The sequence below is a fragment of the Halodurantibacterium flavum genome (assembly GCF_042681825.1).
GTDB classification, from domain to species: Bacteria; Pseudomonadota; Alphaproteobacteria; order Rhodobacterales; family Rhodobacteraceae; genus Halodurantibacterium; species Halodurantibacterium flavum.
This window is the reverse complement of record NZ_JBHUGH010000001.1, coordinates 169,480-186,685: the sequence shown is the minus strand read 5'-3', so window position 1 is coordinate 186,685 and position 17,206 is coordinate 169,480. Positions and strand designations below refer to the sequence as shown.

The window sequence follows — 17,206 nt, the reverse complement described above, 5'->3', positions numbered from 1 at the left end:
GTGCGGACGCGCCCGTCGACAACGCGACACTTCTGCGTCGTCCACCCGTCCGGCCGGGCGAAGGAGCCTGCGCGGCCGGATCGATCTCAGCACGAGAGGATGATCGCGTCCTGTGCCGGAACGGTGCCGCTCGATATGTCACCCCACAGGCACGATGTTGCAACGACAGTCTGGCCGCCGACCTTTACCGACACAGGCTGCGGGGCATCAGTCGGATTGACGAGCCAGATGAATTTCCGTGTTCCGTCAACGTGCAGCCGGCCTATCACATGGCTGTTCCCGGTTTCCACCAAGGGGGTGAGGGACGCCCAGTCCAGGCATGTTCTGAACCACGGCGCCGCGTCATCCTGCCCGGCCTCGAGCGCGCGGAAATGTGCCGCCGAGACATGCGTGCCGATCAGCAGCGTCGCACCGCTGCCGTGGACCGCGCGCGTCACGGCCACCCGCCCATCGTCGAACCGTCCCATGACCTCGGCCCCCAGCGCGCGGTACGACTGGAGAAAGCCGCCGCAGGTCAGGCGTCCGTTGTCCAGAACCACCTTGGTGCGGTGCGCGATGTCGGGCATGAACTCGACTTCATCCTCGACGACGCCGAAAAGCTGGTCCAACCCGTTGTGCGGCTGCCGGCCCCCCGCGCGCCCCATATCGCCAAAATACCCGGGACATGCTTCCGAGATCAGCTTGCCGCCACGCCTGACCCATACCGCAAGCCGGGCGGCCAGAGCGGCGGGGATCAGGATGGGGTACGGTGCATAGATCACATCATGGCTGTCGATGTCCTCGTGATGGACCCAATCCGGCTGCAGGCCCAGGTCGAGAAATCCGCGGTAGGCGCCCCACATCGCGTCCTGGTATGTGGTGAAGCCCCCTTCGCTCGAGAGAAGACGGTCGAACCGCTGTGCCTCCGGGATCATCAGTATGCCAATCTCGCCCCGCACCGGTCTGGCCGCCATCAGCGCTGCCTGCGCGGGTGCATTGGCCCATCGCCCGATGGCGGCCTGCATGTCGGACCGGGGGGTGCGGCTCCCGTCCATGCCATAGGCGCCGAACGCGCCGAACAACGGGCCGTCCAGCAACGGCCGGTAACGCAGGTTCATCATTCCACGTGCGCCGGCCGCGAACGAGGCCATCGACCAAAGCCGTATGTCCTCGGGTGTGGCGACGCGGGCATCCTCCTTGGCGCGGCCAAGGACCTGCGGCTGCATCCACAGGGGGCCACCTTGCCGCTCCGCATGCCAGAAGGGCTTGCCGCGGGCCGCGCCGCGGATCAGATCCCCCGCATAGAAGTTGCGCCAGGGCTGGTTGCCCTTGCGTGCGGCGATCCATGTATAGCCATAAATGTCGACTTGGCTGGCCGCGCGCCAGTCGTTGCAACCGTGGCCGGCCAAGGCGGTGACGGCGCCAGCAATCCCGTGCGAGATGATCGCCGCATCCGGGTCGGCGGCGCGGATGGTGCGGATCTTCTCCTCGACATGGCGGTAGAAATTGTCCTCACGGAAGGTCATCCAGTCCAGGCATTCGGCATAGGGCTGGACCTGACGAGGCGGCATGATGTCATCCCAGTCGGCGTAGGAATAACGATGCCAGACTTCGGCCAGGGCATCCAGGCTGCCGTACTTTTCCCGGAGCCAGCGCCGGAACGCCGCCGCCGTCGGATCGGAAAAGTCGAACTGAGGCTGATAATTGACCTCATTGTTGATGTCGTAGCCCATGAGGCCGGGATGGCCCCGGTAACGTTCGGCCAGGCGCGTCAGGAAGCCCATGACGGCCTCGTGCACCTGGGGATCATTGAGCGTCAGTGGCCCTGCCCCGCCCAGCCCTTCGCCGAATCCGCCGACCGCGCAAGAGGGACTGAGCTGCGAGGCCATGGGGCGGCCGTCGGCCGTCCGCATGCGGGCGTGGTCGAGCTTGCGAACCAGCCAGTCGGGTGCGGCCATCGTGAACTCGGCGATGACCGTCGACAGGCCATGCGCCGCGGCCAGGTCCAGCTGACGGTCGCAATCATCCCAGTCAAAGCGCCCCGGGGCGCGCTCGATCGCGGACCACATGAACCAGTGGCGGAAGGTGTTCAGCCCGTCTTCGGCGGCGGTGGCATAGTCCCGGTTCCAGTCCTCGCGCGGGGGGTTCGACTTGCGGAAATAGACGGCGCCATAGGGGATGCGGGGGTATTCACTGGCCATGACGGCTCCTTTCCGGTCCGCAAGCGGCGGGTTCTGCACTGGTTCTCACTGCGGCTCCGAGATCGCGCGCAACGTGCGGACCAGGGCCGAGTGGTCAAGATCGCCGTCGCCGCGCCCGATCGCTGCCGACATCATCTGATGGGCGAGCGCCGTGCCGGGCAGCGCCTTGTTCAGGCTGCGCGCCGCATCGACAGCAAGGCCAAGGTCCTTCCGGTGAAGGGCGATCCGGAAGCCGGGTTCAAAGGTCCGGTTGATTATCCGCTCGCCGTGCACCTTCAGGATCGTGCTGTCGGCAAAGCCGCCCAGAAGCGCCTCCCGGACCTTGGCAGGGTCTGCACCGGCCCATTCCGCAAGTGACAGCGCCTCGGCCACGGCAGAGATGGTCAGGCCGACTATGACCTGATTGCAGACCTTGGCCGTCTGCCCATCCCCTGCCCCGCCGATATGCGTGATCCGTTTGCCCAGCAGTTGCAGGATCGGCAGCGCCCGTTGAAAGGCGGCCTCGCTTCCGCCCGCCATGATCGTCAGCGCGGCGTTCACTGCGCCGGCCTCTCCGCCGGAAACCGGGGCATCCAGCCATTCCCCGCCAGCCCCCACGATGCGCGCCGCATAGTCCTGCGTCGCCACCGGCGAGATCGAGCTCATGTCGATAACCAGTGTCCCCGGCTTCAATACGGCCGCGATGCCGGTTTCGCCAAAAAGCACATCTTCCACATCGGGCGTGTCCGGCAGCATCAGGATCACGACCTCGGCGCCGGCGGCAACCTCGGCTGCGCTGTCCATCGCGCTGCCGCCGGCATCGACCAGGTGCTGCGAGACCGGCTTGACCCGGTGCAGCAGAACGTCGTGGCCCGCCGCGATCAGATGCCCTGCCATCGGGCGGCCCATGACGCCCAGTCCGATGAAGCCGATTTTCATGGCGCAACTCCGTGCTGTTTCATCCAGTCAAGGCCCTCGGACGTTCCGCCCAAGGGCTTGTATTCGCATCCGACCCATCCCTGATAGCCGAGCCGGTCCAGCTCTCCGAAGATGAAGCGGTGATTGATCTCGCCCGTGCCAGGCTCGTGCCGGCCTGGATGGTCGGCGATCTGGACATGCGCGATCCGCGCCTGATGCCGTTCAAAGGTCGCAACAAGATCGCCCTGCATGATCTGCGCGTGGTAAAAGTCGTATTGCAGCCACAGGTTCGCGTGGCCGGCCATGTCCATGACCCGCAGCGCATGCTCGACCCGCGCGCAGTGAAAACCCGGAATGTCGCGGGTGTTGATCGGCTCGACCAGCAGCCTGATGCCGGCGTCGGCCAGCCGGGGCGCGGCATGGGCGAGATTCTCGGCCATCACTTCGTCCAGCGCATCGGTCGCCACCCCCGCCGGCGCGATACCTGCAAGGGCGTTCACCTGGTGGCACTGAAGCGCCTCGGCGTAGCGCAGTGCGGTCTCTACCCCCTCGCGGAATTCGGCGCGCCGGTCCGGCAGGCACAGCAGCCCGCGCTCGCCCCCCTGCCAGTCGCCCGACGGCAGGTTGAAAAGGATCTGCTGCAATCCTGACTGCTGCAGGATCGCCGCGATCTCTTTCGGCGGATGATCGTAGGGATCGAGATATTCGACAGCCCGGAACCCATCCGAGGCAGCGGCTGCGAAACGGTCGGTGAATTCAAGCTCTGGATAGAGCATCGACAGGTTGGCACTGAATTTGGGCATGGGGTCCTTTGACGTCAGGCGCGAAAGCGGGTGCGGTGCAGCATCCGGCGGTTGCGTGGGTCGGGGTTCGGTACGGCAGAGATCAGGCTCTGGGTGTACGGCTCGCGCGGGCGGGTGCAGATTTCCTCCGCTGTGCCGGTTTCGACGACGCGACCGCGATGCATTACTGCGACGCGGTCGCAAAAGTATCGCACGACCGAAATATCGTGGGCGATGAAGATGAAGCTGAGGTCCAGCCGCTGCTGCAATTCAAGCAGCAGGTCCAGCACCTGTGCCCGGATCGAAACGTCCAGCGCGGACGTCGCCTCATCCGCGATGATGACGCGCGGGTTCAGGGCAAGGGCCCGGGCGATGCCGATGCGTTGTCGCTGGCCGCCCGAGAAGGCGTGCGGATACCGCTCCATCGCGGAGCGATCGAGGCCCACAAGCTCCAGAAGCTCCGCGACTCGTTCGTCAAGCGCGGCGCCCTTCAGCCCGCTGGCCACCACCAGCGGATCGGCAATGACCTGCTTTACGGTCATGCGCGGGTTCAGCGATGCATAGGGATCCTGGAACACCAGGCGAACAGCCGACCGATAACGCGAAAGGTCCGGGCGGCTCATCGTCGTAACCTCGACGGGCGATCCATCGCCATGCCACAGAATGCTGCCGCTGGATGGCTCGATGATACGCAGCAACATGCGCCCGAGGGTCGTCTTGCCCGACCCACTTTCACCGACTATTCCCAGATTTTCTCCCGGCCAGAGGTCGAGGTTCACTTCATCCACCGCCTTGATCGCGTAAGTCTGCTGGCCACGCCAGTTCGTCGCGCCGAACCCCTTGCAGAGGCCGCGGATGGAAAGCAGCGGGCTGCCCTCGGTCCTGGGCGCCGGGCGCTTGGCGGCGCTGTCCAGCTTCAGCGTCGCGTCCAGCAGCCGCTGCGTATAGGGATGGCGTGGTGCGTGAAAGATCTGCTCCACCGGCCCCTGTTCGACGATGCGGCCCCACCGCATGACGGCCACCGCATCGGCGACTTCGGCCACAAGGCCCAGATCGTGCGTGATCATCAGCATGGCCATGCCGCGCTCGCGCTGAAGACGCGCGATGAGGTCCATGATCTCGGCCTGCGTCGTCACGTCAAGCGCCGTCGTCGGCTCGTCTGCGATCAGGATGTCGGGGTCGCAGGCCAGGGCCATCGCGATCATCGCGCGCTGACGCATCCCGCCCGAGAACTCGAAGGTGTAGCGGTCGGCCATCTGGGCGGGGTTGGCGATCTCGACCTGGCGCAGCAGATTGACCGTCTCGGCCTTTGCCTCGGCCTTCGTCATCGTGCGGTGCAGCAGCAGCGCCTCTGCAATCTGGGTGCCGATGGTACGCACGGGCGACAGCGACGACATCGGTTCCTGAAAGATCAGGCCGATGCGCCGGCCGCGGATCGCGCGGATGTCGCGGCTGTTCGGCGGCATTCGGTCGAGCCGCAGTTCTTCTCCGTCTGCGCCGCGCAGGGTGATCATGCCGCCCGACACCCGCGCCTGGGGATCGATCAGTCGCAGCAGCGCGCGGGCGGTGACCGACTTGCCCGAACCGCTCTCACCGACCAGGCACAGTGTCCGGCCGCGACGCAGATCGAAGCTGACGTCACGAACCGCATGCAGGATATGGCTGCGCAGGTGGAAATCGACGCTGAGGCCCTCGACCGACAGGACAGGCGCAAGGTCCACGCCCGGAACTGGCTGGGCGACCGGAGAGAGAGGGTTCGGGTGCTGGGTCATCGCATCATGTCTCATAGGGGTCTGCCGCATCACGCATTCCGTCGCCCAGGAAGTTGAAGGCGAGAACGGCGAGAACCACCGCCCCCGAGGGCCAGATGAGAAGCCACGGCGCCGTCGACACCGTCCGGATGTTCTGGGCGTCCTGCAGCAGGACCCCCCAGGACACGACCGGTGCCTTCAGCCCGATTCCGAGGAAGGAAAGCGCGGTTTCCGCGACGATCATCGTCGGGATCGCAAGCGTCACCACGGCAAGGATGTGCGACGTCAGAGAGGGCAGGATGTGGCGGAAGATCACGCGGCTACGGCCCGAGCCGTCGAGGATCGCGGCTGTGACGAAATCTTCGTGGCGCAGGGCGAGAAAGCGTCCGCGCACCTCGCGCGCAAGTCCGGTCCAGGCCAGCAGCGACACGATCAGCGTCACCATGAAATACACGGTCACCGGAGACCACGCCACGGGAACGGCTGCGGCCAGCCCCAGCCAGAGGGGGATCGTCGGCATGGCGCTGATGACCTCGATGATGCGCTGGATGACAAGGTCGGTCCAGCCACCGAAATAGCCCGACAGCGCCCCCAGCACGACGCCAATGATCAGACTGGAGAACACCCCGATGAGGCCGATCGACATCGAGATGCGGGTGCCATGGATCAGGCGGCTGAGAAGGTCGCGTCCGAGGGCGTCGGTGCCAAGAAGGTTCATCGGCTGCGACGGATCCAGCGGGCCGAAAAGCCGGATATTGGCGTCAAAAAGACCCCACATGCGATAGGCCGGTCCCTCGACGAAAAAGCCGATAGGGATGATCGCCGTCTCATCAATCGCGAAAGAGCGGCGCAGAGAGGCCGGATCGACCGTCATCGTGTATCCCTTGACATGGGGCTGCCAGCGGCGGCTTCCGTCCGGCTCGGCCACGAAGAAGCCGATGCTCTGGGGCGGGGCATATGTGAATTGCGGCCGGGCAAGCGACGGCGACGTCGGCGCCAGGAACTCGGCGAACAGGGCGACCAGGTAGAAGAACAGCACCACGATGCCCGCAAATACAGCAACCCGGTTTGAGAGGAACTTCCGCCAGATCAACGCCCATTGCGAGGCGACGGCGATCTTGCCCGGATCGTCGCCCGGGCGCAGGGGGCTGATGGCGGGCCCCAGCTCTTCGGTCGCGTGGGGGCCATCGGGCGGCAGCTCGGTCGGGGGGTAATGCAGATGGGTCATGTGAAGCGTATCCGGGGGTCAAGCGCGGCCAGCAGCAGGTCCGAGATCAGCATGCCGATCAGGGTCAGCACACCCATCAGCAGGATGAAGCTTCCGGCAAGATACATGTCCTGGCTGACCAGCGCCCTCAGAAGCAGGGGCCCGGCCGTCGGCAGGTTCAGAACGATGGCCGTGATCGTTACGCCCGAGATGAGGTTCGGCAGCACCCAGCCGATGGCCGACACAAAGGGGTTCAGCGCGATGCGCACGGGATAGCGCATGATGACGTTGAATTCGGACAGGCCCTTGGCGCGGGCGGTGGTGACATAAGGCTTGGACAGTTCGTCCGTGAGGTTCGCACGCAAGATGCGGATCAGTGCCGCCGTGCCGGAGGTGCCGATGACGATGATCGGGATCCAGAGATGCTTGATCAGATCCCAAACGCGGCCCCAACTCCAGTCTGCGCCGATATATTCCGGCGAAAAGAGGCCGCCGACACTTTGTCCGAAGTAGCGATAGCTGACATACATCAGCGTCAGCGCCAGAATGAAGTTCGGGATCGCAAGCCCCAGAAAGCCGAAGAAAGTCGCGACGTGATCGCCGATCGAATGGCGGTGGACGGCCGAGTAGATCCCGATGGGCAGCGATACCGCCCAGACAAAGATCAGAGAGGCGACCGAGATCGCGAGTGTCGAGCCCATCCGCTCCCAGATCAGATCGCTGACCGGGCGGCCCCATTCAAAGGAATATCCGAAATCGCCGCGGAGCACGATGCCCGAGATCCACTTGAAATACTGCACGATCATCGGATCATCGAGCCCGTAGGTCGCCCGCAAACGCGCCATCTCGACCGGATCCAGTGTCTGACCGCTGTCGGCCATCGATGCCAGCAGCGACGTGAGGTAGTCGCCCGGCGGCAACTGGATGATGAAGAACGAAATCAGCGAGATGCCGAACAGCGTCGGGATCATCAGCAGGAGCCGCTTGAGTGCATAGAGCCACATCAGCCCTGCTCCTGCCAGGTCAGGTGGACGGCCTCCAGGATGTCGACCTGCGGCACGGTAACCATGGCCCGGCCACCCTGCACCGTGACCGGGACATCCTGGCCCGAAACAAGGAGTCGCGCTGTCGGGTTCCGCGCGCCCGGATCGAGGGCGATAGATACCTCTTGCGGGCCCGACGGAAAGATCTCGCGGATGGGTGGCTTCCAGGCCATCGGGTTTGTCAGGTTCATCAGCGTCACCAGCCGTTCGCCGGGCGCTTCCCGAACACCGATATCGAAAAGGCCGCGACCTTCGATTTCGACCATCGAGGGGCCGCCAAGGACCCACCGCACGGCATTCTCGATCAGGCGCTGGTGATCCTGCGCGAGAACCTCCCAGAAGGTCGCGCCGATGTTCCAGGGAATGTGGACACTGCGTCCCGCAGCGGTTTCGCGTGTGACGACAGCGGGTGCGGTTGCCTCTTCCCGGGGATAAACCTCCTCCATCGGCAGGTCGGGAAAGTCAGGGACGGCCAGGAACGGCGCTTGCGTATCGGGCTCGGCTGCGACGGCCGTCAGACGCAACCCGCCGATGATGCGCCTGGCACCTTGATAGCCTTCGTTTACCGGATGTTCGCCCGCCAGTTGCACATAGGTGTTCTTTAACGGACCCCGGGTCGGCCCGGCCACCCGCGTTCCCAGTACCGTTGCCAGACCGCACTCATCCCGCGGCGTGCCGTCCTCATACGCCAGGGCGCTTTCGCCGGCGACGACAAGATTGCCGCCGCGGCGCGCCCAGTCTTCGATCATCCTGCATTGGTCGTCTGACAGACAGCGCGCGTTCGGCAGGATCAGAACCTTGAACCGATCGAGCATGTCCGGCGTCATTGCATGGTCAGAAACGAATTCAAAGGCCAGTCCGGCTTCGACCAGCGCATGGCAGAAGCCCTTTTCATCGGCCTCGGCTGCATCGCGCTGACGCAGGTCGTGCAGACGCAGCGTGGTTGTGGCATCAAGAATGGCGATCTCGCAGGCGGGCTGGGTCGCGGCGAGCGCGGGTTCGATCCGGGCATGAAGGTCGAAACCCTGCGCAATCGGCTCAATCCACCGGCGATCGGGAATCACGCCATTGAACTTGGTGAACCAGGGCAACATCCCGTGCCCGGCGCCATCCGCGATCCATGCGGTCATTTCCGGGCCTGTGGTGACCGAGTCCTTCCAGCGATGCACCGGTTCTTCCGGACCGACCGAGGTGATCAGAACCACAGGGCGGTCGCGGAAGGTTGCACGGATACGCTTGGCGTTGCGCCCGGCCATCCAGAGCGGTTCGAGCCCATGGCGTCCCTGGTGATCCACCACAAGGAACGGGCAATGCGCCTCGATCGTCGCGAGGTCGAATTCCATCAGGGACGCGCCACCCATGTTCGGGATGAAGCTGGCGTTGGGTCGGATTGCCTGAACCTCCCGGTCCCACCGGACCACCATCTGCGTCAGTCGTTCGCGCCGCCAGGCGACCCATGCCCGCCACGACGCATCGGCCGGGTCAGTTACCCGCGGCAGATCAAAACCGGACGCCGCCTTGAACCGGGTTTTGCAAGCATCGCAATAGCAGATGCCGTGGCCCTGCCAGCGATTGGCAAAAACGGCGTCGATATCGTAGTTGCGCACGATTTCCCGCACGATCTGCGGCATGTATTCGGTGTTGTAGTCACCATAGGCGCAGGTAACCCAGATATCGGGATAAGCCCAATGCCGCCGCGGCTGCCCTTCGGCATCGACGGCCACCCATTCGGGATGTGCCGCCGCAGCGTCGTCATGGATGGCGTGGGGGTCGACCCGGGCCATCACATGCATGTCCAGGCTGCGGGCGCCCTCTACCAATGCGCCGAACGGGTCGGTGTCTCCCAGCCACTTGCTGCGATAATGGAATGGCACCTCGGTCGGGTAATAGGCGACATACCCCCCCGCGCTGAGGCAGGTCGCATTCGATCCGGTGCGCCGAAAGACGTCGATCCATTCCTCGACGCTGAACTTGACGGGATCATCCTCGGCCAAAGTCAGCTGTGTCCACCGCGTCGCACCGCGATACCAGTCGGGGGTGCGCAGCAGCCGTGCCGGGTCAAGAGAGGTGTCGGGCATGTCGTCGCTTTCCTCATGCAGGGGTCGTTCGGGGCCGACGGGCCGGCCCCGGTTCGAGCAGGTTGCTGCCGGCGCAGTCCCGTCAGGTCTTGAAGAACTGTTCGGGCCGCGAGGGGCCAGGCGTCGGCCAGCCAAAGCTGTTCGGCATGACGTCCATCGTGTTGACCATGTTGTTCTTCACGATGCCGTAGCCGTCGGCAGGCAGCGAGATCCCGAAGACGAGGAACTGGTCCGCGGCCGCCTCGAGGATCTCGGCCATCTTTGCATGCTGCTGTTCGGGATCGCCCGTCGCAAGCAGATCGCGGTACCGCTCTTGCTGTTGCTTGATCTCTTCGGGCGGCTCGATTGCGTTGGGGTTTTCGGGCGACGTGAAGTACAGCGACCACCCCGGCGCATAGACCGAGTTGCTGCTGAACGGCACGAAGTAGCGAGGATCCAGCATGGCGGCGATGCCGGAGTTGGCGCCGAACTGATGCGCGGTCGCATCGAATTCCCGACCGTTGCGGACGCGGGTTTCCCAGAGAGAACGGTCCATCGTCCGCATCTGCACATCGACTCCGACCGCCTGGAACATCGGCGGCAGCAGCTGAAACATGTCGACGAAAGTCGTGCGGGTCTGGTCGATCTCGAAGATGATCGACAGGCGCCGTCCCGCCGGATCCAGACGGTAGCCGGCGCTGTCCCGGTCGGGCACAATCTCATCCAGCATCTGGTTCGCGCGATCCGGATCGTATTCGGTGAACTGCGTGGCCAGCCGCTCATTGTAGAGCGGATCGCCTTCGATGATCGAGGGTTGTGCCGGGGCGCCCTGGCCGACGAAGACCGCGTCGATGAGATCCTGACGATTGATCGCCAGCGACAGGGCCTGCCTGAACTCACGCGTGTTGTAGAGCGCGTTCTTCACCTCGTCCGTGTGGTTGAGGTTCAGGTTGAAGACCATGACATTCGCCGCCGTCTCGCGGAGCGTATAGAAGCGGTAGTCGCCGCTTTGCTGCCCGTCATAGAGCACGGGCCGGTTGGTCGGCGTCGCAATATACTGGTCCATCATGTCGATCTCGCCCTGAAGCGTCTTCAACAGCAGGACCTGCGGATCGCCGACCATCTGGTAGACGATACGGTCGAAGTAGGGCAATTGCGTGCCTTCGGTGTCGATCTTGAAGTAATACGGATTGCGCACGGCAATCGCACGTTCCGTGTTCTCGCCCGGGGCGCTCGTGAACATCCACGCGTTCAGCGTTGGCCGGGCCGAGTTCTGAAAATGAATGTTGTCTTCCGCCAGGCCGTGTTCGCGCGCGAAAAGGGCGGTCCAGCTCTGGTACCCGCGCGACTGCGCCAGCTGGTTCGCATCCGGGTTGTACCGGATATGAAACTGCTTGAGGTAATGCGCGGGTGCACGCGTCAGTTGATCCTGATTGGCCCAGGCGAGCCCATGCGCAAAAAAGCCGTTCGGTGAGGGGAAGACCACCCGGAAGGTCGTCTCGTCCACGATATCCAACTGGCCCCATGCGCCATCTACCTGCCAGAAACTCTGCCCGCTGGTCGTGCCGACCTCCGGGTCGGTCAGGATGTGTTCATACCAGAAGCGGATATCTTCGGTGGTGTAGGGCGCGCCGTCCGACCATTTATGGCCTTCCCGCAGCGTGAAGGTGTAGACGGTCGAGTCCTCATTCACCTCATAACTTTCGGCAACGTTAGGTTCGATGCCAGACCAGTCCGGGGTAAAGCGGACAAGGGGTTCATAGGATTGGTAGCGGATCAGCATCGAGAGGGATCCGCCGCCGACCAGGGCGTGGTTCCAGGTGCCGCCCTGGACACCCGGACGATCAGTCGGGACGATGACCAAAGGGTTTCGCGGCAGCCGCTCCTCCAGCGGTGGCAGGCCGGCCGATTGAGCCATCAACGGCAATCCGAGCATCCCGGCGCCCGCAGCCATGGTGGTCGTGAAAAGAAAACTCCGTCTGTTAATCCGTACCATCTTGCCCCTCCCAGAACAGATTTCGGTTCTACTTTAGGTTCTCTCAAGGCATGTTGTTAGGTAAAGCGTTATGACGAAGTTTTTCTTCTGCAGGCGCAAATGGACTAAGGCATTAAAAACACCCCAAGCTTTGTCGGGATGCGGCAGTGCAGCAGGAATGGAGCAGGAACATGTCGAAGATCACACTGCGAATCATTGCCGAGGAAACCGGCCTCTCCAAATACGCGGTTTCGAGAGCGCTTTCGGGAAAATCCGGGGTCAGCGCCTCGACCAGGGCGCAGGTTCTGGCCGTCGCTGAGCGGCTCGGCTATGTTCGCCCCGAGCGCAGCGCCCCCCCTGCCAGCCCGGTTATCGGCGCCATCTTTGACGAAAGCGACACGATCAACAGCGAGATGAACATCCAGATCCAGAGCGGCCTGCAAAGCGAGGCGAGCCATCTCGGATGCACCGTCATCGCCCAGTGGCACCTGTCGGAACTGGACCTGCCAAAGTTCCTCGACCGCTGCTCCGGCTTCTTCGCGGTCAACGTCCGGGACAAGGCGACCATCGCAAAGATCGTCGCCACCGGAAAGCCGCTGGTCCGTGCCGGATGGCTTGAGCCGCTTGAGCAGGTCGACCATGTCGGGGGGACCGACCGCGAAGCCGGTATTGCGGTCGGTCGCTACCTCTACGATCTCGGCCATCGCGAGATTGTTTTCGTGAATGGCGATGTTGACCTGCGTGGGCGACGAGAGCGCTGGAACGGTGTCCTTGAGGTCGCATCTGCCGGAACCGGTATGCGGTGCCACTATGTGTCGTGGGAACAGGGCGGATCCTTCAGCGAGTCGCTCGACAAGATCCTTGCGCAGGGCGGAAGGCCGACTGGCTTCTTTTGCGCACATGACGCGTTGGCGATCACCGCCTATACGGATCTCCTGGCAAGGGGCTGGCGGATTCCACGCGACGTATCCGTCGTCGGCTTTGGCGACTACAGCGCCGCCGTTCAGGTAAGCCCGCAACTGACAACCGTTCGGGTCCGCGCGGCAGAGTTTGGCAGAAATGCCGTCAGACGGCTGGATGCCCGACTTCGCAATCCGCTGATCGACTATGCGCCACTGCGCATGATGGTGCCGAACATACTTGTTCAGCGCGAATCTTCGGGTCCGGCATCGCCCGCCGCGTGATCCGCCGCAGAGTTCGCTCGGCACACCGCCCCTAAGGCCGCCTGACAATATGCGCTGGACATCCGGAGGTTTGCTTTTCCCCCTGCACCGGCGCCCCCTGCCCCTTTCGGAACCGCGCGCGTAACGGGTTTTCGCCCGGCCTTGGAGGATCGTGCAATCATCGCGGAGTTTCCGTCTATCACCCCGACAGCCCCACGGCCACATGATGGTTCCTGACTATCAATTCGTGGGAGCGACGAACATGCGTGAGCATAATCAACTTTACATCGACGGTGCATGGCGTGACCCGCTCCAGCCGTCGGTCCTGGAAAGGACGGACCCGGCAACCGGGAAAGTCACTGGCCGGGTGGCGCTTGGTGGCGAGGCAGACGTCGATGCGGCCGTCGCCGCGGCGGATCGTGCCTTTGCCTCTTATTCGCAGACGACCCCGCAAGAGCGTATTGAACTGCTCGAGCGGATCCTCGTCGAGTTCGATGCACGGACCGAAGACCTGGTGCAAGCCGTTACCGAGGAACTGGGTGCGCCGGTGGCGCTGGCGCGCGGCGCGCACCTGCCAAGCGGTCGGGTGCAGATCGCCACGGCGATCGAGACCCTGAAGACCTACCCGTTCACCGAAATGCGGGGCACGACCGAGATCCGGAAAGAGGCGCTCGGGGTAGCGGCGCTCATCACGCCGTGGAACTTCCCCGTTCTGCAGCCGGTGGGCAAGACCGTGTCTGCCCTGGCCGCCGGATGTACGGTGGTCTTCAAGCCCGCCCAGTTGACGCCGTATTCGGCCCTTATCCTGGCCGAGATCATGCATGCGGCAGGCGTTCCGGCAGGGGTGTTCAATCTCGTCAATGGCCGCGGCTCTGTCATTGGCAAGAAATTGAGTTCGCATCCGGATGTCGGGATGGTCTCTTTCACCGGCTCGCTTCCGGCAGCCACCGAAATCTCCATCGCTGCGGCGCCGACAGCAAAGCGCGTCACCTCTGAACTGGGCGGAAAGTCACCGCACATCCTGTTGCCGGACGCCGATCTGAACGTGGCGGTGAACACCGCCATGAACTGGCTGATGGCGATGACCGGCCAGCTCTGCAGTGCGCCGAGCCGGACCATCGTGCCTCGGTCGCGACTTGAGGAATTCCTCAACGTCCTGGTTCCTGCGGTCGAAGCGATCCGCGTGGGTGACCCGCGCGCTGAGACGACCGCCATGGGTCCGCTGGTTTCGGCCGAACAGTGGGATATCGTCCAAGGCTATATCCGCAAGGGTATCGACGAGGGCGCCCGTCTGGTGGCCGGCGGATTGGGCAAGCCGGAAGGGCTGGAGGCCGGCCATTTCGCCAAGCCGACCGTGTTCGCGGATGTCACGAATTCCATGACGATCGCGCGAGAGGAAATCTTTGGCCCGGTGATGTCGGTAATTGCCTATGATACCGTCGAAGAGGCGATCCAGATCGCCAACGACAGCCCCTTCGGGCTCGCGGGATATGTTACCGGTTCCGATCCTGCTGCGGCCCACGCCGTCGCAGAAAAGATCAGAGCTGGCTACATCATCATCAACGACACCGACTTCGACTGGAGTGCGCCTTGGGGCGGATACAAACAGTCGGGCAACGGGCGCGAGTTCGGGCCGGATGGCATGGAAGAGTACTTGGAAACCAAGGTCGTCCGCGCCTAGCAGCGATCCCTTCCCTTTCTCCGGGCGATGGCCCGGAGAAAGCGGCCCGGAGAGCCGAGCGGGATGAAATTCTCCAACCATTCAACACACGAGGGGGAAGAGTTCCCCCATAAGGAGCACATCATGACAACGTGGTTCATTACCGGCGCCTCACGCGGCTTCGGACTGGAAATTGCCCGCCAGGCACTTGAGCGTGGCGATAACGTGGTGGCCACCGCCCGTAATCCTGACGCCGTCAAGAAGGCACTGCCGGGGCATGGTGAGCGGTTGCTCGCGCAGGCACTTGACGTAACGGATGAAGCCCAGGCCCGGACGGCCGTCTCTGCCGCGGTAGAGGTTTCTGGCACGATCGACGTTCTGGTCAACAACGCTGGACGTGGTCTGCTGGCTGCTGTGGAAGAGTCCTCGGACGCAGCGGTTCGCTCGCTCTACGACATCAACGTGTTCGGCTTGCTCAACGTCACCCGTGCGGTGCTTCCGGTCATGCGCGCGCAACGCTCGGGCCGGATCCTCAACATCAGCTCGCTCGGTGGCTTCAGCAGCTCTGCCGGCTTCGGGATCTATTGCTCCACCAAGTTCGCAGTAGAAGGCATCTCGGAGGCGATGCACGCAGAGCTTGCCGGCCTTGGCATTCAGGTCACGGTGGTCGAACCGGGCTACTTCCGCACAGATTTTCTTGACGCGCAAAGCCTGGATACGGAAGACGATATCATCGCGGACTATCATTCCAGCGCCGGTGCCATCCGGGATGTGGTTCCAAGCCTCAACCACAATCAGCCCGGCGACCCGGTCAGGGCGGCGACTGCCATTCTCACGCTTGCCACGACCGAAGCACCACCGCTGCGGGCGCAGTTGGGCAGCGATTGCCTGGCAGAGTTGGATCGCAAGATCACGCAACTGCGGACCGAGTCCGAGGCCTGGCGTCACCTCGCGATGTCAACCGACCACGACGACGTGCTCCAGCGCGCCTGACGGCGGATGAGCTGATGCAGCCACCGTCAGGTTCTCGGATGCCATAAGGCATCCTGGCGATGACCTCGGCAAGCCGAGGTCGAGGCCCGGACGTCGCACCTGCCTGTGCGGTGCTGCGTCCGGGCTGTCTGGTCGCTGTCCGTGACCGACCTGCCGGCGCTCTGCCGTCGTGTCGTCACGTTTTCAGCCTTTACTGCGGGGCGTGCCCGTCACGCTCATGCCTTGCCACCCATACGTTCCAGGATCGAGACATAGCTTGCCACGGCAGATCCGCCCATGTTGAACACGCAGCCCAGTCGGGCATCGGGCACCTGCATGGCACCGGCGACACCCGCGAGCTGGCGCGCGGCCAACACATGCATTGATACACCTGTTGCCCCGACCGGATGCCCCTTGGCCTTCAACCCGCCCGAGAGGTTCACCGGCAGCCGGCCGCCCCTGAACACCGCACCGGACTCGATGGCCACCGCGCCCTGCCCGCGCGCTGCAATGCCCATTGCCTCGTAGATCAGCAGTTCGGCGATTGTGAAACAATCGTGCACTTCGGCGAAATCCAGATCGTCAACAGTGAGCCCGGCGCGTTCATAGGCCAGTGCAAACGCCCGCGCCGGGCCCTCAAAGGCCAAGAGTTCGCGACGGGACATAGGCAGATAGTCATTGAGTTGCACCGCAGCGCGAAAGCCGATGGCATGGTCGAACTCTGCCGCCATATCCTCCGCCACCAGGATCAGAGCCGCCGCACCGTCAGAAATGAGAGAGCAATCGCTCAACCGCAGTGGCGGGGCGATCATCGGGTTCCTCTCTGAGACGGTCGCGCAGAACTCCTCGCCCAGATCCTTGCGCATATGCGCCAGCGGGTTATCGAGCGCGTTGCGATGGTTCTTCGCGGCGATGCTGGCCAAAATCCGGCTCTGGTCGCCATTTTCCTGAAAGTACGCATCGGCGAAACGGGCGAAGATGCGGGGAAAACTCTGCCCGTCCTCCTCGGCAGCATATCCCGCCTGCATCAGCGCATCGGTCACGCCAGCTGTATCCAGCCCGGTCATCTTTTCGGCGCCGATCACCAGAGCGATGCGTGCCTCGCCCGCGCGGATCGCATTGCGTGCGGCATGGATCGCCGCCGAACCGCTGGCACAGGCGTTCTCCAGCCGGGTAGCGGGGGTGAAGCGCAGGGCGTCATCCGCCTGCAGGGCCAGCGAGGCGGCAAAACCATCGCGCACCATGCCCGCGTTGAAATGGCCCAACCAGATCCCGTCGATCTGCGACGCCTCGAGCCCCGCCGAAGCGATCGCCTCGCGTGCGGCAGCTACGATAAGTCCCTCCAGGCTCTCTGCGAGCCGGCCAAACGGGGTATGGCCCCAGCCGACGATCCGTGCATCCATCTGCTTTGCTCCTCCGCATGGCCCGCATGACATTGGCAGCGCCGTGACGCCCAATTCGTGAACTGCGCGGTTTCGACCCTTACCAAAGAGACGGCATTCGTGGAAGCTCCGGCCCG

The 17,206-nt window shown here is 63.9% G+C and carries 12 protein-coding genes; 3 read left to right on the top strand and 9 right to left on the bottom strand.

Annotation, left to right across the window (positions count from 1 at the left end; translation table 11 throughout):
* Positions 1-86 precede the first annotated feature (86 nt).
* The 8 genes from ACFSGJ_RS00815 to ACFSGJ_RS00780 form a co-directional block, all read right to left on the bottom strand.
* Positions 87-2,180 (bottom strand): beta-galactosidase, encoded by a 2,094-nt coding sequence (locus ACFSGJ_RS00815; RefSeq protein ID WP_390258647.1) that lies wholly within the window; start codon positions 2,178-2,180, stop codon positions 87-89.
* Positions 2,181-2,225: 45 nt separating this feature from the next.
* Complete coding sequence (locus tag ACFSGJ_RS00810; protein WP_390258645.1) at positions 2,226-3,098, bottom strand: 2-hydroxy-3-oxopropionate reductase; 873 nt, start codon at positions 3,096-3,098, stop codon at positions 2,226-2,228.
* Entirely contained in the window at positions 3,095-3,880 is a 786-nt protein-coding gene (gene otnI, locus ACFSGJ_RS00805) for a 2-oxo-tetronate isomerase (RefSeq protein WP_390258643.1), read from the bottom strand. The genes ACFSGJ_RS00810 and otnI overlap by 4 nt, the downstream gene beginning before the upstream one ends.
* 14 nt (positions 3,881-3,894) lie before the next feature.
* Positions 3,895-5,661, bottom strand: a complete 1,767-nt coding sequence (locus ACFSGJ_RS00800) for an ABC transporter ATP-binding protein (protein WP_390258642.1) — start codon at positions 5,659-5,661, stop codon at positions 3,895-3,897.
* A complete protein-coding gene (locus ACFSGJ_RS00795; protein WP_390258640.1) occupies positions 5,636-6,838 on the bottom strand; it encodes an ABC transporter permease in 1,203 nt (400 codons plus the stop codon). The genes ACFSGJ_RS00800 and ACFSGJ_RS00795 overlap by 26 nt, the downstream gene beginning before the upstream one ends.
* Entirely contained in the window at positions 6,835-7,821 is a 987-nt protein-coding gene (locus ACFSGJ_RS00790; RefSeq protein WP_390258638.1) for an ABC transporter permease, read from the bottom strand. Before ACFSGJ_RS00790 ends, ACFSGJ_RS00795 begins: the two co-directional genes overlap by 4 nt.
* Positions 7,821-9,938, bottom strand: a complete 2,118-nt coding sequence (locus ACFSGJ_RS00785; protein WP_390258637.1) for a family 10 glycosylhydrolase — start codon at positions 9,936-9,938, stop codon at positions 7,821-7,823. The genes ACFSGJ_RS00790 and ACFSGJ_RS00785 overlap by 1 nt, the downstream gene beginning before the upstream one ends.
* An 82-nt stretch (positions 9,939-10,020) precedes the next feature.
* Positions 10,021-11,913, bottom strand: coding sequence for an ABC transporter substrate-binding protein (locus ACFSGJ_RS00780; RefSeq protein WP_390258635.1), 1,893 nt, complete (start codon positions 11,911-11,913; stop codon positions 10,021-10,023).
* 170 nt (positions 11,914-12,083) lie between these two features.
* On the opposite strand from ACFSGJ_RS00780, the gene ACFSGJ_RS00775 reads away from it, so the two are divergent.
* The 3 genes from ACFSGJ_RS00775 to ACFSGJ_RS00765 all read left to right on the top strand — a co-directional run bounded on the left by ACFSGJ_RS00775 (position 12,084) and on the right by ACFSGJ_RS00765 (position 15,708).
* Complete coding sequence (locus ACFSGJ_RS00775; protein WP_390258633.1) at positions 12,084-13,076, top strand: LacI family DNA-binding transcriptional regulator; 993 nt, start codon at positions 12,084-12,086, stop codon at positions 13,074-13,076.
* 205 nt (positions 13,077-13,281) lie between these two features.
* Entirely contained in the window at positions 13,282-14,736 is a 1,455-nt protein-coding gene (locus tag ACFSGJ_RS00770; RefSeq protein ID WP_390258631.1) for an aldehyde dehydrogenase family protein, read from the top strand.
* Positions 14,737-14,859: 123 nt separating this feature from the next.
* Complete coding sequence (locus tag ACFSGJ_RS00765) at positions 14,860-15,708, top strand: oxidoreductase (RefSeq protein ID WP_390258629.1); 849 nt, start codon at positions 14,860-14,862, stop codon at positions 15,706-15,708.
* 215 nt (positions 15,709-15,923) lie between these two features.
* Here the strand turns inward: ACFSGJ_RS00765 and ACFSGJ_RS00760 are convergent, their stop codons facing one another.
* The gene (locus tag ACFSGJ_RS00760) at positions 15,924-17,090 is read right to left on the bottom strand and encodes an acetyl-CoA acetyltransferase (protein WP_390258626.1); all 1,167 of its coding nucleotides are present in this window, start codon (positions 17,088-17,090) and stop codon (positions 15,924-15,926) included.
* Positions 17,091-17,206 lie beyond the last annotated feature (116 nt).